Source organism: Sediminimonas sp., assembly GCF_024637375.1.
GTDB lineage: Bacteria > Pseudomonadota > Alphaproteobacteria > Rhodobacterales > Rhodobacteraceae > Sediminimonas.
Genome location: NZ_JAGXFK010000048.1, coordinates 1 through 19,771, shown reverse-complemented (window position 1 = coordinate 19,771; position 19,771 = coordinate 1). Strand labels below are relative to the sequence as shown.

The window sequence follows — 19,771 nt, the reverse complement described above, 5'->3', positions numbered from 1 at the left end:
GCGCCGCGATCATGTCGAGCAGTTCGCTGACGTCCTCGCCGACCACGCGCAGATCGCCGCCACAATCGGGGCAGGCGTCGCCGGGGTCCAGTTCGCGCCGCTCGCGCGGCGTGTCCTTCGAGACGCGCGGCCGGCGGCGTTGCTTCTTCTCGGGTGTGGCCTCGGCCTCCTCGGCCGGCGGCGGTCCCTGTTCCAGGGCCTCGTCCTCGTCGAGCGGCGTGTCATCGGCCAACGCCGCCGGCGCTCAACCCCAAGAACCACGCCCCGCATGCACCCTCCGTCTCAGACACGTCGTTAGCGATGTCGCTATGAACGTGTCTTAGCCCTTCAGGCCAGGCGCGGGCAGGCGGTGCCAACCGGGTGATTACGATACAGGCGCGTATCCCTTTGTCTTCCAACCCTTCTCTGAACCAATCGGCGTCATAGCCGCGGTCCTAGACCGCGCTCGGCATACCCATAACTGAGCCCGTAGGATGAGTCTGTCTGGGGAAAGGGGGCGTCTGGCCTTCAACCAATTTGTGCAACAGAGTCGCTCTGATCTTGGAAGTGGTTAATTCCGTCCCCTATGGTGACCGAGAATAAACTACAGTTCGAGCATCTGGGCTGTATATGAAAATCAGAGCGAGAAGGTGTGGGTAATGCAACCTGATCGAGGTGCATCTACAGCGGGCCTATTTTTTCTGCCACTGCTCGTATATTATCTTTCGTCTCTGGAACGCTTCCTCTCCACCTTCCATGATTCTTACAATCCGTTCTTGGCAATTTTTGGCGTCAATTCCATCACAGAGGACTTCTATTTCGTCTTCTGCCTCTGAACAGGACACTACCATTTCCGCGTCACCGAGAACTGGGAAATTCGCGTTATGAGTAGCAAGGAGAAATTGTTTCTTTGATTTTTGGGCTTGAATAAGCTTTACAACGTCATCATACACCGTTTGATTGTCCAAATCATCCTCAGGTTGATCCACGATCAATACATCATTGTCTTCCTGAGCAAGGATAAAGATAATCATTGCAGAAGCCCTCTGGCCAAGAGAATGAGAGCTGAGGAGTTTTCCTTGATAGGAAATTTCGTATTCATTCGGAACTTGGAATGGCAACAGCTGCTCCAAGTTATTTTGGTACAGTTCCTTAAAGGTTTCTGACTTTGCACCAAAACAAGCAGCTGCTTCTTCCAAGTCTTTGAAAATCTCGATTGGATCTGAGTACTTGCTTGCCACCTCTGTGAAGGATTTCGTAGTTAGGCCATGACCACCCAATACCTCTTTTAGCAGGCTGCTGAAGAAGTCTGGCTGGAAGAACGTTTTCCCATCTGCCGTGGTTTGAGGGCGGTTTCTCCGGAGGCTCGGACCCCGGGCTCAGAATGGCTGCCGTGGTCAGGCGGCCAGGAGCTTCGACAATCTTGCGAGGTTGCAGGCCGCCATTGTCATCGTGAACTGCGCACGGCCTCGACAGCATTCGACTCCTCAGAGCGCTCTAAACTCATCACACAGATCCGCCCAAATCTGCATCAATTCCACCCGCTGATCCCAGTATGTTGTGCGGTTGTAGGTCCGCCGAATCGCGTTCGGGTCTTGGTGCGCCAAGACCGCCTCGATGACGTCCGGGTTATGTTCCCGCGAGTTCAAAATCGTGCTCGCGGTCACACGGAAACCATGTGCGGTAACTTCGTCGCCCGAGTAGCCAAGACGGCGCAGAACAGTATTGAAGGCGTTCTCTGACACCAGCTTTCGGTTCGAGATCAGAGACGGGAACAGCAGCTCGACACCTTTGATTTCCGACCAGTTCTCCATGACGATATCATAGGCTTGGCGCGAAAGTGGTACCTTGTGTTCACGTCGCATCTTCATGCGCGTGGCCGGGATCGTCCAAGTTCGCGTAGCCAGGTCAAACTCCTGCATTCTGGCACCTCGCGTTTCGCCAGGGCGCGTACAGGTCAGGATCTGAAACTTCATCGCTGCAGGAATGACTGGCCATCCGGGATAGCCGTCGAGGCGGCGCAACAGCTGCCCGAACTCCTTTTCGTCCGTGATGGCTGCCCGGCCTTTCACTTTGGGCGCCAGCAATGCGTCCTTGAGTGCCGCCGATGGGTCCGCCGGGGCACGCATGGTCACCATCGCGAGACGGAAGATCGCGGAAATCGTGGCTCGGAGCTTCTTGGTAGTTTCGCGGCGACCGCTTCGTTCGATGGGCTTCAGGAGGTGAAGCAGCTCGGCAGCTGTGATTTGATCAATTGGCCGATTGTGTAGTGGCTTGGCCAGGTCCTCGATGTGCCAGCGCTTCTTGCGCAGCGTCGCCGGTGCAAGCTCTCGATCGACGAGAGTTTCATAGTACTCGTCGGCCACTTCCTTGAAGGTCATGCGGGCCTTCACGTGCGCGTCGATCAGGTCAAGCTGCTTCTGGACTGATGGGTCTTTGCCCTCGGCGAGCAGTCTTTTTGCATCGTCTCGCTCGCGCCGGGCATCGGCCAATGACACTGCTGGATACTGCCCGATGCTCAGAAGCTTCTCTTTGCCCATGAACCGGTAGCGCAACTGCCAAAGCTTGGACCCTGTGGGTCTGACCGCCAAATGAAGGCCCCAACCGTCGGATAAACGATAGGCCTTATCTTTCTGTTTTGCCTTGCGAATCTGAAGGTCAGAGAGCGGCATTGCGGGTATCGAGTCTCCCAATTCCGTAGATGGCGGGTTGGTACCCGTATCGATACCCGCAAAACGATGCGATTGTGCGGGTATCGATGGTCATCTATGAGCAGGAGGGTAGCCGAAAAACCCTTGTTTTTCAAGGATTTTGAGAAACTATGTTCGGGATGAGTGGTGCCCAGGAGAGGACTCGAACCTCCACGTCCATACAGACACTAGCACCTGAAGCTAGCGCGTCTACCAATTCCGCCACCTGGGCAGGTGTCGTGCGGTCGGCGTTTAGCCTTGCGCGCAGGCGGTGTCAACGCGGATTTGCAGGATTCTTGGCGCTGCGTCATATCTCCTTGTTCTGCATCGGCAGGACGGCTAGGAAAGTGCAAGAGTGCGTAAGCCGGAGGCATCCTCATGTCGAAACTTGCAACGGTCTATGGCGGATCGGGGTTCATCGGGCGCTACATCACGCGGCGCCTTGCGCGCGATGGCTGGCGCGTGCGGGTCGCGGTGCGCCGCCCCAACGAGGCGCTGCATGTCAAGCCATACGGCGTGCCTGGCCAGGTCGAGCCGGTGTTCTGCAACATCCGCGACGACGGCTCGGTGCGGGCGGTGATGCAGGAGGCCGATGTCGTCATCAATTGCGTCGGGGTTCTCAACGAGGTGGGGCGCAACCGCTTCGATGCGGTGCAACGTGAAGGCGCCGAGCGGATTGCCCGGATCGCCGCGGAAATCGGTGTGGCGCGGATGGTGCATATCTCGGCCATCGGGGCCGATGAAGACTCTGACAGTGCCTATGCACGCAGCAAAGCTTTGGGCGAGGCGGCAGTGCAGCGCCACATGCCCGAGGCCGTGATCCTGCGGCCATCGGTGATCTTCGGGCCCGAGGACGATTTCTTCAACCGGTTTGCCGGGATGTCCCGCTTTGGCCCGATCCTGCCGGTGGTGGGCGCGGCGACGCGGTTTCAGCCCGTCTACGTCGACGACGTGGCCAAGGCCGCGGTTATGGCGGCAGAAGGGCAGGCACCCGGCGGTATCTACGAACTGGGTGGGCCCGATGTGGCCACCTTCCGCGAGTTGATGCAGCAGATGCTGGAAATGGTGCACCGACGCCGCCTGGTCGTGAACATCCCGTTCTTCCTGGCGCGGATGATGGCGTTCGGCTTCGACATGGTGCAAAAGGCAACGTTGGGCCTGATCACCAACAGCATGCTGACGCGCGACCAGGTGCGCAACCTGCGCCGCGACAACGTGGTGAGCGAGGGCGCCGAGGGGTTCAGCGAACTGGGCATCACGCCCAAGGCAATGGCGACGGTGTTGCCCGAATACCTGTGGCGGTTCCGCCCGTCGGGTCAGTATGACGAGATCCGCGATTCGGCCCGCAACCTGCGCACCAGTTGAATGGCGCGCCGGCGCCATTCGGACAGCACGACTCAGGTGTAGGCGATGACCAGCAGCACGACACCCAGTGCGATGCGGTAGATCACGTAGGGCGTGAAGCTGACCCGCGACAGGAAGTGCATCATCGTGGCCAATGCCGCATAGGCGGCGACGAATGACAGCGCGGCGGCAACCGCGATCGCCCCTGCCATGTCGGCTGAAAGGCCGGAGTCCGCAGCCCGCACCACCAGCAGACCGCCCGTTGCGAGGGTAATCGGAATCGACATCAGCATGGCGATTCGCGCGGCCTCGTGCCGCTCGTAGCCAAGCGCGCGCGCCGACGTCATGGTGATGCCCGAACGCGAGACCCCCGGCACCAGGGCCACTGCCTGCCACAGCCCCATGATCGCGGCATCGCGCCACGACCACGCCTGCGCCACCTTGACCTGCGGGCCGACACGGTCGAACCACCAGAGCGCCACCCCGAAAAGGATCATCGTCCAGCCGATCACGGTGACCGAGCGCAGCGCCTCGTCCAGTCGTGCCAGCACCAGCAAAGCTCCGAATACGAGCGCCGGAATGGTGGCCACGATCAGCAAACCCGCCAGGCGCGCCTGGGGCGTCTCGGTGCGGCGCCGCAGGATGTGCCAGAGCCCGGCGAAGGCGGCCAGAGATTCGATCCGGAAATAGAGAATCACCGCCAGAATCGAGCCGATATGCACGGCGACGTCCAGCGCCAGGTCGTCGGTGGTGGTGCCAGCGGCCCGGTGGATCAGAACCAGATGCGCCGAGGATGATATCGGCAGAAACTCGGTGATGCCCTGCACGATGGCAAGCAGGGCAAGCATGAATAGTGTCATGGGTACGGCCTTTTTGTCTTGCATAAACATCTGGTGGGAAAAGGAAATACCTAATTTAGGTCCGAAGCGGTATTTATTTTCGGTGACTTTCCGACTTGCCGCTCTCTGGGATGTCGAGATTTTTCATAAAAGGTCAGTATTACGTACTTTTATTGAATCGCACCATGATTTAGAAGGGGTGGGCGTTGAGGAAACCGGAGGCTGAGCTGTGGCCAAGCAACCAATGCTGAAATTCGTCGAGGTCGACCGGGCCATGCCCGACAAGCGCGTGCCCGATCTGCGGCGCAATGACTTCCACGAAATTTACGCCGAGTACGCCGACGAAAAGGCCGCGGAACAAGCCGGACGGTGCAGCCAGTGCGGCGTGCCTTATTGCCAGACGCATTGCCCCTTGCACAACAACATCCCCGACTGGCTGCGCCTGACCGCCCAGGGGCGGCTGGAAGAGGCCTACGAGCTCAGCCAGGCGACCAACACCTTCCCCGAGATCTGCGGCCGCATCTGTCCGCAGGATCGCCTGTGCGAAGGCAACTGCGTGATCGAACAGGCCGGCCACGGCACCGTGACGATCGGCGCGATCGAGAAATACATCACCGATACCGCCTGGGAAGAGGGCTGGGTCAAACCCATCGTGCCCAAGGTCGAGCGCGAGCAATCGGTTGGCATCATCGGCGCCGGCCCCGGCGGGCTGGCGGCGGCGGACGTGCTGCGCCGGGAGGGGGTTCAGGTCACCGTCTACGACCGCCATGACCGTGCCGGCGGGCTGATGACTTACGGTATTCCGGGGTTCAAGCTGGAAAAGGACGTGGTCATGCGCCGCAATGCACAGCTTGAACAGGGCGGCGTGGAATTCGTGCTCAACTGTAACGTGGGCGAGGATATCAGCTTTGACGCCATCCGCGGCCGTCACGACGCGGTGCTTGTCGCCACCGGCGTCTACAAGACCCGCGATCTGGAGGCGCCTGGCAGCGGCGCGGCCGGGATCGTGCGCGCCATCGACTTTCTGACCACGAGCAACCGCCACGGCTTTGGCGACGAGGTGCCGGAATTCGACGACGGTACGCTCAACGCCGCCGGCAAGCGCGTGGTGGTGATCGGTGGTGGCGACACGGCGATGGATTGCCTGCGCACCGCCATCCGGCAGGGGGCGCAAAGCGTCAAGTGCCTGTACCGCCGCGACCGCGACAACATGCCGGGCAGCCAGCGCGAGGTCGCCAATGCCGAGGAAGAAGGCGTGATCTTCGAATGGCTGAGCGCACCGAAAGGCTTTACCGGCAACCCGGTCGAGGGCGTCGTGGTGCAGCGCATGCGCCTTGGCGCCCCCGACGCGACGGGGCGGCGCAGCCCCGAGGTGATCGAGGGATCGGATTACACCGAACCCGCCGACATGGTCATCAAGGCGCTGGGGTTCGAACCCGAGAACCTGCCAGAGATGTGGCAGGCCGACGCCTTGGACGTGACCCGCTGGGGCACCGTCAAGGCGCAGTTCGAAACCGGCGCCACCAGCATGCCGGGGGTGTTCGCCGTGGGCGACATCGTGCGCGGTGCAAGCCTTGTGGTGTGGGCGATCCGCGACGGCCGCGACAGTGCCGCCGCGATTCTTGAATATCTCGACGCGCCGCAGCAAGCCATCGCGGCGGAGTGAAAGGCGAGCCCGGTATCCGCGTCGGTATCATGTCGGTATCGCGTCGGTATTGAGCGACCCGAAGGATCATTGACAGGACAGAAATCCTGACCCACCGGATGAAGGAAGGGTAAAGCGCGATGACGAAACTGGATCACAACTGGGCCGCCGCCGAGGAGGCGAAGCGCAAGTGGATGGCCGACAACGGCCTATACTCCGAGGCGGAGGAGCATTCCTCGTGCGGGGTGGGGCTGGTGGTGTCGATCGACGGCAAGCCGGCGCGCAGCGTGGTCGAGGCGGGCATCGACGCGCTCAAGGCGATCTGGCACCGCGGCGCCGTGGATGCCGACGGCAAGACCGGCGACGGCGCCGGCATTCATGTGCAGATTCCGGTGCCGTTCTTCTACGACCAGATCCGCCGCACCGGGCACGAACCCGACACCACGCGCCTGATGGCGGTGGGGCAGGTGTTTCTGCCGCGGTCGAACTTTGCCGCGCAAGAGACCTGCCGCACCATCGTGGAGACCGAGGTGCTGCGCATGGGCTATTACATCTATGGCTGGCGGCACGTTCCGGTGAGCATCGACTGCCTGGGCGAGAAGGCCAACGCCACCCGCCCCGAGATCGAGCAAATCCTGATTTCCAACACCAAGGACGTGGACGAGGAAACCTTCGAGCGCGAGCTTTACGTGATCCGTCGCCGGATCGAAAAGGCCGCCGCCGCCGCGCATGTGCCGGAACTGTACATCGCGTCGCTGTCGTGCCGCAGCATCATCTACAAGGGGATGATGCTGGCCGAGCAGGTGGCCGAGTTCTACCCCGACCTTCAGGACGAACGGTTCGAAAGCGCCTTCGCCATCTATCACCAGCGGTATTCGACCAACACCTTTCCGCAGTGGTGGCTGGCACAGCCATTCCGCATGCTGGCCCATAACGGCGAGATCAACACCCTGCGCGGCAACCTCAACTGGATGAAAAGCCACGAGATCCGCATGGCGAGCGCGACGTTCGGCGACATGGCCGAGGATATCAAACCGATCGTGGCCGCCGGCTCCAGCGATTCCGCGGCGCTGGATGCGGTGTTCGAGGTGCTAGTGCGGGCGGGTCGCAACGCGCCGATGGCCAAGACGATGCTGGTGCCGGAATCGTGGTCCAAGCAGCGGATCGAGCTGCCGCCCGCGTGGCGCGACATGTATGCCTATTGCAACGCGGTGATGGAGCCATGGGACGGCCCCGCCGCGCTGGCCATGACCGACGGGCGCTGGGTGTGCGCGGGGCTTGATCGCAACGGGCTGCGCCCGATGCGTTATGTCGTCACCGGCGACGGGCTGCTGATCGCCGGGTCCGAGGCCGGCATGGTGGTGGTGGACGAATCCGCCGTGCGCGAAAAAGGCGCGCTGGGGCCGGGGCAGATGATCGCCGTGGACATGACCGAGGGGCGCCTGTTCCATGACACCAACCTCAAGAACAAGCTGGCCGCAAGCCAGCCCTTCGGCGACTGGGTCGGCCGGATCAAGGATCTTGACGCACCGCTGCTGGGTTTGACCGAAAAGCCGATATACGCCGGCGCGGACCTGCGCCGCCGCCAGATCGCCGCCGGCTACAGCATCGAGGAACTGGAACAGATTCTCGCGCCGATGGCCGAGGACGGCAAGGAGGCACTGGCCAGCATGGGTGACGACACGCCCAGTGCGGTGCTGTCCAAGCAATACCGCCCGCTCAGCCATTACTTTCGCCAGTCTTTCAGCCAGGTGACCAACCCGGCGATCGATTCGATCCGCGAATTCCGCGTGATGAGCCTCAAGACGCGGTTCGGCAACCTCAAGAACGTGCTCGACGAATCCAGCACCCAGACCGAGATCCTGGTTCTGGAAAGCCCCTTCGTGGGGAATGCGCAGTGGGACGAGTTGATCGGCCATTTCAACGCCACGGTACACGAGATCGACTGCACCTTCCCCGCCGAGGGCGGCGAGGGCGCCTTGCGCGATGCGCTGGAACGCATCCGGGCCGAGGCCGAGGATGCCGTGCGCTCGGGCAGCGGGCACCTGGTGCTGACCGATCAGCACCAGTCGGAAAGCCGCGTCGGCATGCCGATGATCCTGGCCACCAGTGCGGTGCACAGCCACCTGACGCGCAAGGGGCTGCGGACGTTCTGCTCGCTCAACGTGCGGTCGGCCGAATGCATCGACCCGCACTATTTCGCGGTGCTGATCGGGTGCGGCGCGACGGTGGTCAATGCCTACCTGGCCGAGGACAGCCTGGCCGACCGGGTGGGGCGCGGCCTGCTGGAAGGCACGCTGACCGAGGCGATGCGCCGATACCGCGAGGCGATCGACCAGGGCTTGCTCAAGATCATGGCCAAGATGGGGATCAGCGTTCTGTCGTCCTATCGTGGCGGGCTGAACTTCGAGGCGGTGGGCCTGAGCCGGGCCATGTGCGCCGAGTATTTCCCCGGCATGCTGAGCCGGATCAGCGGCATCGGCGTCAGCGGCATCCAGCGCAAGGTGGAAGAGGTGCACATCGCCGGCTGGCGCGGCGGCCTTGACGTGCTGCCCATCGGCGGGTTCTACAAGGCGCGCACCAAGGGCGAGACCCACGCGTGGGGTGCGCAATCCATGCATCTGCTACAGGCGGCGTGCAACGGCGGGTCGTACCAGATGTGGAAGCAGTACACCAAGCGCATGCAGGCCAACCCGCCCATTCACCTGCGCGATCTGCTGGCCTTCAAGCCGCTGGGCAAGGCGGTGCCGCTGGCCGAGGTCGAAAGCATCACCGCGATTCGCAAGCGGTTCGTCACCCCCGGCATGAGCCTGGGCGCGCTGAGCCCGGAGGCCCACCGCACCCTGTCGATCGCCATGAACCGCATCGGCGCCAAGTCGGATTCGGGCGAGGGCGGCGAAAGCCCCGACGATTTCACGCCCGAACCCAACGGCGACAACGCCAGCGCCAAGATCAAGCAGGTCGCCTCGGGACGGTTCGGCGTCACGGCGGAATACCTGCTGGCCTGTGAAGAGCTGGAGATCAAGGTCGCCCAGGGCGCCAAGCCCGGCGAGGGCGGGCAGTTGCCGGGCATGAAGGTGACCGACCTGATCGCCAAGCTGCGGCATTCGACCAAGGGCGTGACGCTGATTTCGCCGCCGCCGCATCACGACATCTACTCGATCGAGGACCTGGCGCAACTGATCTACGACCTCAAGCAGATCAACCCGCGTGCCAAGGTGACGGTCAAGCTGGTCGCAAGCTCGGGCGTGGGCACCATCGCCGCGGGGGTGGCCAAGGCCAAGGCCGACGTGATCCTGATCTCGGGGCATAACGGCGGCACCGGCGCCTCGCCGGCGACGTCGATCAAGTATGCCGGCCTGCCGTGGGAGATGGGGCTGACCGAGGCGCACCAGGTTCTGGCGATGAACAAGCTGCGCGACCGCGTGACGCTGCGCACCGATGGCGGGCTGCGCACCGGGCGCGACATCGTCATGGCGGCGATGATGGGCGCCGAGGAATACGGCATCGGCACCGCCGCGCTGATCGCCATGGGCTGCATCATGGTTCGCCAGTGCCAGTCGAACACCTGCCCGGTGGGCGTGTGTACCCAGGACGAAAGCCTGCGCGACAAGTTCACCGGCAGCGCCGACAAGGTGGTCAACCTGATCACCTTCTACGCGCAGGAGGTGCGCGAGATCCTCAGCGAACTGGGCGCACGCTCGCTCGACGAGGTGATCGGGCGGGCCGATCTGCTGTCACAGGTCAGCCGTGGCAGCGCGCACCTGGATGATCTCGACCTCAATCCGCTGTTGATCACCGTCGATGGCGCGGCCGAGATCACCTATGACCGCGACAAGCCGCGCAACGCGGTGACCGACACGCTGGACGCCGAGATCGTGCGCGACGCGGCGCGGTTCCTGGAGGATGGCGAGAAGATGCAGGTGTCCTACGCGGTGCAGAATACCCACCGCACCGTGGGCACCCGGATTTCCAGCCATATCGTCAAGCGGTTCGGGATGCGCAACGCGCTGCAACCCGATCACCTGACGGTCAAGCTGTCGGGCAGCGCCGGGCAGAGCCTTGGCGCCTTCGCTGCGCCGGGGCTCAAGCTGGAAGTGTCGGGCGACGCCAACGATTACGTCGGCAAGGGGTTGTCGGGCGGCACCATCGTGGTGCGCCCGCCGATGGCCAGCCCGCTGGTGGCCTCGGACAACACCATCATCGGCAACACCGTGCTGTATGGCGCCACGGACGGCTACCTGTTCGCCGCCGGCCGCGCCGGCGAGCGGTTCGCGGTGCGCAACTCGGGCGCGCACGTGGTGATCGAGGGCTGCGGATCGAACGGCTGCGAATACATGACCGGGGGCGTCGCGGTGATCCTGGGCGGTATCGGGGCGAATTTCGGCGCCGGCATGACCGGCGGGATGGCCTATATCCATGACCCCGAAGGCGCGGCGGCGCGGTTGATGAACATGGAAACGCTCGTGACCTGCCCGGTCACGGTGGACCATTGGCATGACGAGCTGAAGGGCCTGATCGAGCGCCACGCCGCAGAGACGGGCAGCCGCAAGGCGGCCGAGATCCTCCAGAACTGGGATCTGGAACTGGGCAATTTCATCCAGGTCTGCCCCAAGGAAATGCTCGACAAGCTGTCCGCACCGCTGAGCCACGAACAGGCGGCGATGCCGGCCGAGTAACTTTTCCGGACCACGCCAATACTGCGCCCCCCGTGCCCATGCCGGCGCGGGGGCGTTGCGATTCTTCGGAACTGGTCCATACTGGAATCTTTTCCGGGGGGTAGGATGCGGTTTTCATGGATTGCGGGCGCGGCGCTGACGCTGATACTCGGCGCGGCCCAGGCACAGGCCGGTCAATGCGGCTACAAGTATTGCTGGGGTGCGGTGGGGTTCGGCCCAGGCGGCGCGTGGGGCTATGCCCATGGGCAACGCTCGGCGCAGCAGGCGCACGATGTCGCGCAGAACGGCTGCGGCTGGGCCTGCACCGAGATGCGAACCTTCTACAACGCCTGCGCGGCCATCGCCGTGGCCGACAACGGCGCCTGGGGCTGGGCCACAGAAAAGAACCGCGAACTGGCCGAAAGCAGCGCGATGAACTATTGCATGGATAACGGGTTCAACTGCCGGGTCCGGGTCTGGTCCTGTTCGCGATGAGTCCCCTGAAGGCGGGGAAACCGGGTTTTCCCGAAGACGTCCTGCCCCTATAGCTGGGCCATGGCCCGCCGCACGAGAAAATCCGCGAAACGCGAGCCCGGCCTGGCCGGACGCCTGCGTGCAATGCCCCGCGCGGTGGTGCGCGGGCTGGTGCGCGGGCTGTTGCTGGCGGTCTCGGTGGTGGTGCTGTGGGTCGTGGCCTATACGCTGATCAACCCGCCCACGACGCCTTACATGCTGACCGAAAAGGCGCGGCTGGGCACCGTCAGCCACGACTGGGCCGGATGGGACGACATCGCGCCGGTGATGGCGCGCGCCGCCGTTGCCGCCGAGGATGCCGATTTCTGCCTGCACTGGGGGTTCGACATGGGCGCGATCCGCGCCGCGATCGAGGCCGGCAGCCGGCGCGGCGCCTCGACCATCAGCCAGCAGGTGGTGAAAAACACCTTCCTGTGGCACGGGCGCAGTTGGCTGCGCAAGGCGCTGGAGGCGATGATGACCCCGCTGGTGGAACTGGCGTGGTCCAAGCGCAGAATTCTGGAAGTCTATCTCAACATCGCGGAGTTCGACACCGGCGTGTTCGGCGTCGAGGCCGCCGCGCAGCACTATTTCGGCATATCCGCATCGGCGCTGAACGCCACGCAGGCGTCGCGGCTTGCCGCAGTTCTGCCCGCACCGCAAGACCGCAGCGCGGCGCGCCCGTCGACCGCGCTGCAACGACGGGCGGTCGCGATCCGCGATGGTGCGGCCACCATCGCGCGCGATGGCCGCGCGGCCTGTTTCGAGGATTGAAACCCGCCCCTTTACGCGGCATTGAGAGGGGGTATCGCCCCCAATGACCGAGGCAAACCCCGACGATGGCCCGATTGTACCACGTTCCCTTGTCCCCGTTTTGCCGCAAGGTGCGGCTGTGTCTGGCAGAAAAGCGTATCGAGTGCGAACTGGTCGAGGAGCGATACTGGGAACAGAACGCCGAGTTCCTGCGCCGCAACCCCGCCGGCAAGGTGCCGGTGTTGCAGCTCAACGGGCGCACCATGTCGGAAAGCACCCCGATCTGCGAATACCTCGAAGAGATGAACCCGAGCCCCGCGCTTATGCCGCGCGGCGCCGATGCCCGTTACGAGGTGCGTCGGCTGGTGGCGTGGTTCGACGACAAGTTCCACCACGAGGTTACCGCCAACCTGCTTTACGAGCGCGTCAACAAGAAGATCACCAAGCAGGGTTTTCCCGACAGCCGCAACGTCAAGGCCGGGGCGCGGGCGATCAAGTATCACCTCGACTACATGGCACGCCTGCTGGACCGGCGGCGCTGGCTGGCCGGCGACGTGATGACGCTGGCCGATTTCGCGGCCGCTGCGCATATCAGCGCGCTGGACTATATCAGCGACGTGGACTGGCACCGCTCCGAGGTGGTCAGGGACTGGTACGCCAAGATCAAGTCGCGCCCGGCCTTCCGTGGCATCCTGGCCGACCAGGTGCCCGGCTTTCCGCCGCCACCGCACTATGCGGATTTGGATTTCTAGGGCGCAACGCGCCGGATCAGGCTGGCGCGGTATTGGCGGCGCGTGGTCTGGAGCGGACATTGGGCGACCGGCTGAGGTGCCGCGCGGTGCCCGACCGCCGGGTGGGCGCAGCAACGAATGTGGATCGCGCTTTATGCCGGCGAAATACATCCGCGTTGTCATCAGCTTGATACGCCCGCAAAAGCGCCCGCCCGAGGGGGCGGTCGGGCGCTGCGCGGCGGCGCGCAAGCGCGCCTCGATTCCGCGCTGGGGGTGCAAAACGAGCGCCCGCTTCGTCCCGCATTGCGGCCTCTCGAACCTCGCTCCGGGCAACCGCGGGCGCACCAGGGCAGACTGGGAACTTTCTGCCAGGTGGTGAACACTAGGGCGCAAAGGCGCCCCAAGTCGCCTTTGCCGCCGCCCGCCCGGGGTCTCAGCCCTGCGGGGTCATCCCGGCCCGTGCCCGCGCCCGACGCAGGCCCAGCGCGTGTTCGCGCCAGATGATCAGCACGCCGGCCGCGATCACCAGCGCGGCGCCGCTCAGCATCGGTGCGGTGGGCACTTCGCCGAAGACGAAATAGCCGATGGCGATGGCGAACAGCATCGAAGCATAGTCGAACGGCGCCACCACCGAGGCGCCGGCAAACCGGTAGGCGGAGGTCAGGAATATCTGCCCCAGCCCGCCCAGCAGGCCCGCCAGCACCAGCAACCCGACCAGCGGCGCGGCGGGGGCCACCCAGCCGAACGGCAGGGTCAGCAGCGACAGCAGCGTCGAGGTCAGCGAGAAGTAGAACACCACCGCCGAGGTCTGTTCCGTCTGCACCAGCTTGCGGATGTATATCTGGGCCAGTGCCGCGCAGATCGCGCCGGTCAGCACCAGCATGGCGCCCACCGCCTCGCCCGTGCGGACGGTTTCGCCCTCCAGCAGCGTCAGCCGCGGCGCCAGCACCACCAGCACCCCGATCATCCCCAGCGCCACCGCCGCCATGCGGAAAAGGCGCACCGACTCGCCCAGGAACATGGCGGCGAAGATCACCGTCAGCAACGGCGCGGCATAGCCGATGGCGGTGACCTCGGGCAGCGGCAGAAGGCCCAGCCCGGCGAACATCATCCCCATCGCGGCGGTGCCCACGAAACCGCGCCAGAAATGGCCCATGGGCGAGGCCACCTTGAGCCCGGTGCGCAGATCGCCACGCAGTGTCAGCCACACGATGATCACCGGCATGGCGAAAAACGAGCGAAAGAACACCGCCTGTCCCGCCGGCACCTGGCCGGAGGTGGCCTTGATCAGCGACGCCATGGTGATGAACATCACCACCGACGCGAGTTTCAGCGCGATTCCCTTGAACGGGTGCATGGGCGGGGGCCTTTCGTGTGTGCGGTGACGCCATGCTGATCGGCGGGGGCGGGAAGGTCAATCGCATCGGGCGCGCGGCCGCGGGCCTTGATCTTGCCGTGCGGGCGCGCGAACACTGCGCCCGACAGCACCAGGACCGGCCGGAGAAAACGCATGTTCGACGACAACTACCTGATCGCCCGCCTTGCCCGCCACGCGAGCCGCGCCCCCGACGCGCCGTTTGCGCGGGGTGCGGGCGCGGGCGGCACCGACCTGAGCCATGGCGCGCTGTTCGACGGGGCGCAGCGGATGGCGGGGGCGTTGGCGGCGGCGGGGCTGCAGCCGGGCGACCGGGTCGCCGTGCAGGTGGAAAAGAGCCTTGCGGCGCTGGAGCTTTACCTTGGCACGGTCATGGCCGGCGGCGTGTTCCTGCCGCTCAACACCGGCTACACCGGGGTCGAGGTGGCCTATTTCGTGGGGGACGCGACGCCATCGGTCGTGGTCTGCGACCCCGCGCGCGCGGACGAGATCGCGCCGCTGGCCGGGGCGGCGCGGCTGTTGACGCTGGACGCGGCGGGTGGCGGCACGCTGGCCGATGCACGCCCGGCGCCCGGCACGCCGTTCACGGCGGTGCCGCGCGGGGCCGACGACCTGGCGGCGATCCTTTATACATCGGGTACCACGGGGCGGTCCAAGGGTGCGATGCTCAGCCACGCCAACCTGGCGTCGAACTCGGAAACGCTGGTGGATTACTGGCGCTTTACCCAAGGCGACGTGCTGATCCACGCGCTGCCGATCTTTCACACCCACGGGCTGTTCGTGGCCACCAACGTGGCGCTGCTGGCGGGCGCCTCGGTGGTTTTCCTGCCGCGGTTCGATGTCGATGCGATACTTGACGCCATGCCGCGCGCCACGGCGCTGATGGGGGTGCCGACCTTCTACACCCGTCTGCTGGACGACCCGCGCCTGACCCGCGAGGCAACGGCGAACATGCGGTTGTTCATCTCGGGCTCGGCGCCGATGCTGCCGTCCACGCATTCCGAGTGGGAGGCGCGTACCGGGCACCGGGTGCTGGAACGCTACGGCATGACGGAAACCAACATGAACACCTCGAACCCCTATGATGGCGAACGCCGCCCCGGCACCGTTGGCTTTGCCCTGCCCGGCGTCGAATTGCGCATCATGGGCGAGGACGGCGCCCCGGTGCCGCAAGGCGAGATCGGCGTGATCGAGGTGCGCGGCCCCAATGTCTTTCAAGGCTACTGGCAGATGCCGGATAAAACAGCCGAAGAGCTGCGCGCTGACGGCTGGTTCATTACCGGCGACCAGGCGACCGAGGACGAGGAAGGCTACATCACCATCGTCGGGCGCGCCAAGGACATGGTGATTTCGGGCGGTTTCAACGTCTACCCGCGCGAGGTGGAAGAGGTCATCGACGCGCTGCCCGGCGTGCGCGAATCGGCGGTCATCGGCGTGCCGCACCGTGATTTCGGCGAGGCGGTCGTCGCGGTGATCGTGGCCGAGGACGCGAGCCTGAACGAGGCCGCCATCATCGCCGCGCTGCGCCCGCAACTGGCGCGCTACAAGTTGCCGAAACGGTGCCTGTTCACGCCGGAACTGCCGCGCAACACCATGGGCAAGGTTCAGAAGAAGGCGCTGCGCGACGAGTACGCGGCGCTGTTCGCTACGTAGCCGGTGGTTGCCAATTCGCAACACATGAGCGGCATGGCGCCGACCTGCATGGATTTCAGTCCATCGTGATTTGTAACCCCCCGCCGCGGCGCCTATTTTGAGGATAACCGAGGACCGACTTGGCCCATCGGTTTTCCGAGTAGCGAACGTTTCATGAGGAGACATACTATGTTCAAACACACCTTCGCAGCCGCCGGCCTGACCGCGCTGCTGGCCGTGCCGGCCTTCGCCGGTTCCCCCGAGCCGGCCGCCGTCGACCCGGTTGTTCCCGCCCCTGCGCCGGTCTACAGCCCCACCTGGCAAGGTGGCTATATCGGTGGCGAGCTTGGCTATGCCAATGTCGACACCAACGTGGCCGGGGTCGACGACACCGGCCTCATCGGCGGCCTGATCGCCGGGTATGATTGGCAGATCGGCAGCACCGTGTTCGGTGTTGGCGTCGATGTCGACGCAACCGACATCACCCTTGGCGGCTTTGATGTCGACTCGGTCGCGCGGTTGAAATTCCGCGTCGGCCAGGAGATCGGTAGCGGCTTGGTCTATGCAACCGGCGGCGCCGCGCGCGCCAACACCAGCGGGTTCGGCAACGACTCGGGCTGGTTCGTCGGTGGTGGCTACGAGACGTTCATTGCCGAGAACGTGACGTTGGGCGGCGAATTGCTCTACCACGAGTTCGACAACTTCAACGGTTCCGGCGTCGACGCCGACGCGACGACCCTGCAAATGCGTGTGGCCTACCGCTTCTGAAGCGGCCACAGACGTAGCGAAACGCCAAGGGGCGCCCGCATCGGGCGCCCCTTTTCGCGTTTACCTGACCCGTTCGGGCAACACCCAGTCGGGGCGCGGGAAGTGGCAGGTATAGCCGCGCGGAAACCGTTTCAGGTAATCCTGGTGTTCGGGTTCGGCCGCCCAGAAATCACCTGCCGGTTCGACCTCGGTCACCACCTTGCCGGGCCACAGGCCGCTGGCCTCGACATCGGCGATGGTATCCAGCGCCACCTGTTTCTGTGCTTCGCTGGTGTAATAGATGGCCGATCGGTAGCTCAGCCCGACATCGTTGCCCTGGCGGTTGACCGTGGTTGGATCGTGGATCTGGAAGAAGAATTCCAGCAGCCGGCGATAGCCGATGCGCGCCGGGTCGAAGACGATCTCGATCGCCTCGGCATGGGTGCCGTGGTTGCGGTAGGTCGCGTTGGGCACGTCGCCGCCGCTATAGCCGACGCGGGTGGAAATCACCCCGTCCATCTTGCGGATCAGGTCCTGCATGCCCCAGAAGCAGCCCCCCGCAAGGATCGCGCGTTCCTCGCTCATGTCACATCCTCCACTTGATCCAGGTATTCGCCATAGCCTTCGGCCGCCATGTCGTCGCGATGTATGAACCGCAGGCTGGCCGAGTTGATGCAGTAGCGCAAGCCGCCCGCCGCGCGCGGGCCGTCGGCAAAGACATGGCCAAGGTGGCTGTCGCCATGGGTGCTGCGCACCTCGGTGCGCGCCATGCCAAGGCTGGTGTCGCGCAGCTCGCGGATATGGGCAGGTTCGATCGGCTTGGTAAAGCTGGGCCAGCCGCAGCCTGCATCGTACTTGGCCGACGAGGCGAACAGCGGCTCGCCCGAGACGACATCGACGTATATTCCCGGCTCGGTGTTGTGCAGCAATTCGCCCGTGCCGGGGCGTTCGGTGCCGTTTTCCTGGGTGACGCGGTATTGCTCGGGGCTCAGCGCGGCTACCACGTCGGGGTTGCGGTCGTATTTTGGCATTCGGTTGCACCTTTTCTTTCCACGCCATGAATATAGGTCCACCGGAGCGGATTGACACGCCTCAACGGTGGTCGGCGCGAACGGGTGCCCGGCATCCGGGGCACGGAATGATGTATCGAGGAAACCCATGACCGACTGGCAAGGCAAACGCTATTGGCTGATCGGCGCCAGCGAAGGGTTGGGCGCCGCCCTGGCGCAGCACCTCAGCCGCGCGGGCGTGCATGTGATCGTGTCGGCGCGAAACGCAGAGCGACTGGAAGAGCTGGCCGCCCGGCTGCCCGGCCGTACCACGGTGCAGCCGGTAGACGTGCGCGATGACGATAGCGTCGCGCGCGCCGTCGCGGCGGTTGGCGAGGTGGATGGCGTCATCTACCTTGCCGGCGTCTACGCGCCGATGAAGGCCGGCGCGTGGGATGCGGCGGCGGGCGCGGCGATGATCGACGTGAACCTCACCGGCGCGATGCGCGTGCTGGGCCGGGTGGTGCCCGCCATGGTGGCACGCGGCGCGGGCCACGTTGTGCTGACCGGTAGCCTGGCGGGGTTTCGCGGCCTGCCCGGCGCGGTGGGGTACGGTGCCTCCAAGGCCGGCATCATGTCGCTGGCCGAAACGCTGCGCGCCGACCTGCACCGCACGCCGGTGCGGGTGCAATTGGCCAACCCCGGGTTCATCCGCACGCGGCTGACCGACAAGAACGACTTTCACATGCCGTTCCTGATGGAGCCGGACGCAGCGGCACGCGAAGTGTTCGAACTGATGTGCGCCCCGCAGCGATTTGCCCGCAGTTTCCCGACGCTGTTCTCGCTGGTGTTCCGGCTGGCGCGTTTCCTGCCCGACGGGCTGTATTTCCGGCTCTTTGCGTGAGGCTCTTTGCTCAGGATCAAGGACGCCCCTTGCCAAGCGGCATCAACTGGGGCGACACTCGGAGCAAGGAGGCCCCCCATGCTTGATATCAGCGTTACCAAAGTTGCCAACATCATCCTCATGGCGCGCGAACTGGACCGTGCCGAGAACGAGTTGCGCGGGTTCATCGACCGGCTGACCGAGGAAGAGCAGATTTCCCTGGTCGCGCTGATGTGGATCGGGCGCGGCAGTTTCGAGGCCGGTGAGCTTGACGAGGCGCTGGAAACCGCCGCCGCCGAGGCGACGACGCCGACGGCGGATTACCTTTTGGGGTCGCCGCACATGTCGGACCATCTGGAAAACGGGCTGGAGGCGCTGGGCCTGTCGGCCGCGGGCGAAGAGGACGACCTGATCCGCGGCGGCTGAGCGCGGCCCGATTCGCGCCGGCGCGACGCCCCGGATGGGCGTTTCGCGCGGGCGCGCACCCTGTCTGTGCGGGATTGTTGAGCGTTGAACCATCTTGCGCGCCGATGCGGCGCGGGGGCGATCACGATATCGGTAACGCGGGCGCCACGCTCGCGTGATGCGTGAGTGATGTTACCGTTTCGGTGTCGTATAACTATCTGACATTGCGTTATATTAATCCGGGTTCCGCGCCCGCGGCGCGGCCGGGCGCGGGGCGCTCGCGGCCAGGCACGCGGCGGTGAACGGACGTGTTTTGAATCCCCCGGCGGCGGCGGCCATCTTGGGTGCAGATCGAAACCGATCCTGAACCTGAACTCGAAAGGAACGAGCCATGAAAACCGCACTGATCGCCCTGACCGCCGCCCTTGGCCTGAGCACCGCCGCCTCGGCCATGACCCCGCACACCGGCGCCGCCGGCACGCTGTCGCCGCGCGACAACGTGCAGATCGACGCCGCGCATTTCTCCGACACGGTGCTGGGCGCGGTGAGCGTCGACGCCGACATGGGCCTGACCCCGCGTGACCGGAT

General features: G+C 64.6%; 17 protein-coding genes, 1 tRNA gene and 2 pseudogenes. 11 read left to right on the top strand and 9 right to left on the bottom strand.

The features are described from left to right. The 5 genes and pseudogenes from Q0L89_RS07570 to Q0L89_RS07550 all read right to left on the bottom strand — a co-directional run. Nucleotides 1–151: pseudogene (locus Q0L89_RS07570) on the bottom strand (IS66 family transposase zinc-finger binding domain-containing protein); the annotation flags it as partial. A gap of 217 nt (nt 152–368) precedes the next feature. Further along, a pseudogene (locus Q0L89_RS07565) lies at nt 369–461 on the bottom strand (IS5/IS1182 family transposase); the annotation flags it as partial. 210 nt (nt 462–671) lie between these two features. After that, nucleotides 672–1,220 (bottom strand): hypothetical protein, encoded by a 549-nt coding sequence (locus tag Q0L89_RS07560; RefSeq protein ID WP_296763548.1) that lies wholly within the window; start codon nt 1,218–1,220, stop codon nt 672–674. A gap of 246 nt (nt 1,221–1,466) precedes the next feature. After that, nucleotides 1,467–2,651 carry an integrase arm-type DNA-binding domain-containing protein gene (locus Q0L89_RS07555; RefSeq protein ID WP_296763547.1) on the bottom strand — a complete coding sequence of 395 codons (1,185 nt, stop codon included), beginning with the start codon at nt 2,649–2,651 and terminating at the stop codon, nt 1,467–1,469. A gap of 163 nt (nt 2,652–2,814) precedes the next feature. Then, nucleotides 2,815–2,901: transfer RNA gene (locus Q0L89_RS07550), tRNA-Leu, on the bottom strand. 146 nt (nt 2,902–3,047) lie between these two features. Here Q0L89_RS07550 and Q0L89_RS07545 point away from each other — a divergent pair. Beyond that, nucleotides 3,048–4,034 carry a complex I NDUFA9 subunit family protein gene (locus Q0L89_RS07545; protein WP_296763546.1) on the top strand — a complete coding sequence of 329 codons (987 nt, stop codon included), beginning with the start codon at nt 3,048–3,050 and terminating at the stop codon, nt 4,032–4,034. Between the two features lie 32 nt (nt 4,035–4,066). Here the strand turns inward: Q0L89_RS07545 and Q0L89_RS07540 are convergent, their stop codons facing one another. Beyond that, nucleotides 4,067–4,873, bottom strand: a complete 807-nt coding sequence (locus Q0L89_RS07540) for an undecaprenyl-diphosphate phosphatase (protein WP_296763545.1) — start codon at nt 4,871–4,873, stop codon at nt 4,067–4,069. A gap of 208 nt (nt 4,874–5,081) precedes the next feature. On the opposite strand from Q0L89_RS07540, the gene Q0L89_RS07535 reads away from it, so the two are divergent. The 5 genes from Q0L89_RS07535 to Q0L89_RS07515 all read left to right on the top strand — a co-directional run bounded on the left by Q0L89_RS07535 (nt 5,082) and on the right by Q0L89_RS07515 (nt 13,173). Then, nucleotides 5,082–6,518 carry an NAD(P)-dependent oxidoreductase gene (locus Q0L89_RS07535; RefSeq protein WP_296763544.1) on the top strand — a complete coding sequence of 479 codons (1,437 nt, stop codon included), beginning with the start codon at nt 5,082–5,084 and terminating at the stop codon, nt 6,516–6,518. Nucleotides 6,519–6,637: 119 nt separating this feature from the next. Beyond that, nucleotides 6,638–11,176 carry a glutamate synthase large subunit gene (gene gltB / locus Q0L89_RS07530; RefSeq protein ID WP_296763543.1) on the top strand — a complete coding sequence of 1,513 codons (4,539 nt, stop codon included), beginning with the start codon at nt 6,638–6,640 and terminating at the stop codon, nt 11,174–11,176. 105 nt (nt 11,177–11,281) lie between these two features. Then, the gene (locus tag Q0L89_RS07525) at nt 11,282–11,650 is read left to right on the top strand and encodes a DUF4189 domain-containing protein (protein WP_296763542.1); all 369 of its coding nucleotides are present in this window, start codon (nt 11,282–11,284) and stop codon (nt 11,648–11,650) included. A 60-nt stretch (nt 11,651–11,710) separates the two neighbouring features. Then, complete coding sequence (gene mtgA, locus Q0L89_RS07520; RefSeq protein ID WP_296763541.1) at nt 11,711–12,442, top strand: monofunctional biosynthetic peptidoglycan transglycosylase; 732 nt, start codon at nt 11,711–11,713, stop codon at nt 12,440–12,442. A 65-nt stretch (nt 12,443–12,507) separates the two neighbouring features. Further along, a complete protein-coding gene (locus Q0L89_RS07515) occupies nt 12,508–13,173 on the top strand; it encodes a glutathione S-transferase family protein (RefSeq protein ID WP_296763540.1) in 666 nt (221 codons plus the stop codon). A 412-nt stretch (nt 13,174–13,585) separates the two neighbouring features. Here Q0L89_RS07515 and Q0L89_RS07510 read toward each other — a convergent pair whose 3' ends face one another. Next, the gene (locus tag Q0L89_RS07510) at nt 13,586–14,509 is read right to left on the bottom strand and encodes a DMT family transporter (protein WP_296763539.1); all 924 of its coding nucleotides are present in this window, start codon (nt 14,507–14,509) and stop codon (nt 13,586–13,588) included. 153 nt (nt 14,510–14,662) lie between these two features. Here Q0L89_RS07510 and Q0L89_RS07505 point away from each other — a divergent pair, with 153 nt between their 5' ends. Next, a complete protein-coding gene (locus Q0L89_RS07505; RefSeq protein WP_296763538.1) occupies nt 14,663–16,180 on the top strand; it encodes a malonyl-CoA synthase in 1,518 nt (505 codons plus the stop codon). Between the two features lie 168 nt (nt 16,181–16,348). Next, nucleotides 16,349–16,927 (top strand): outer membrane beta-barrel protein, encoded by a 579-nt coding sequence (locus Q0L89_RS07500; RefSeq protein ID WP_296763537.1) that lies wholly within the window; start codon nt 16,349–16,351, stop codon nt 16,925–16,927. A gap of 60 nt (nt 16,928–16,987) precedes the next feature. Here Q0L89_RS07500 and msrA read toward each other — a convergent pair whose 3' ends face one another. Together msrA and msrB are read right to left on the bottom strand one after the other, a co-directional pair. Further along, nucleotides 16,988–17,491 (bottom strand): peptide-methionine (S)-S-oxide reductase MsrA, encoded by a 504-nt coding sequence (msrA, locus tag Q0L89_RS07495; protein ID WP_296763536.1) that lies wholly within the window; start codon nt 17,489–17,491, stop codon nt 16,988–16,990. Next, complete coding sequence (msrB, locus tag Q0L89_RS07490) at nt 17,488–17,937, bottom strand: peptide-methionine (R)-S-oxide reductase MsrB (RefSeq protein WP_296763535.1); 450 nt, start codon at nt 17,935–17,937, stop codon at nt 17,488–17,490. Before msrB ends, msrA begins: the two co-directional genes overlap by 4 nt. A 127-nt stretch (nt 17,938–18,064) precedes the next feature. Here msrB and Q0L89_RS07485 point away from each other — a divergent pair, with 127 nt between their 5' ends. The 3 genes from Q0L89_RS07485 to Q0L89_RS07475 form a co-directional block, all read left to right on the top strand. Next, on the top strand, nt 18,065–18,799 hold the full coding sequence (locus Q0L89_RS07485) for an SDR family NAD(P)-dependent oxidoreductase (protein WP_296763534.1): 735 nt from the start codon (nt 18,065–18,067) through the stop codon (nt 18,797–18,799). A gap of 78 nt (nt 18,800–18,877) precedes the next feature. After that, a complete protein-coding gene (locus Q0L89_RS07480) occupies nt 18,878–19,204 on the top strand; it encodes a DUF3775 domain-containing protein (protein ID WP_296763533.1) in 327 nt (108 codons plus the stop codon). A gap of 370 nt (nt 19,205–19,574) precedes the next feature. Next, the coding region (locus Q0L89_RS07475) for a hypothetical protein (RefSeq protein ID WP_296763532.1) at nt 19,575–19,771 on the top strand (197 nt) is incomplete at its 3' end.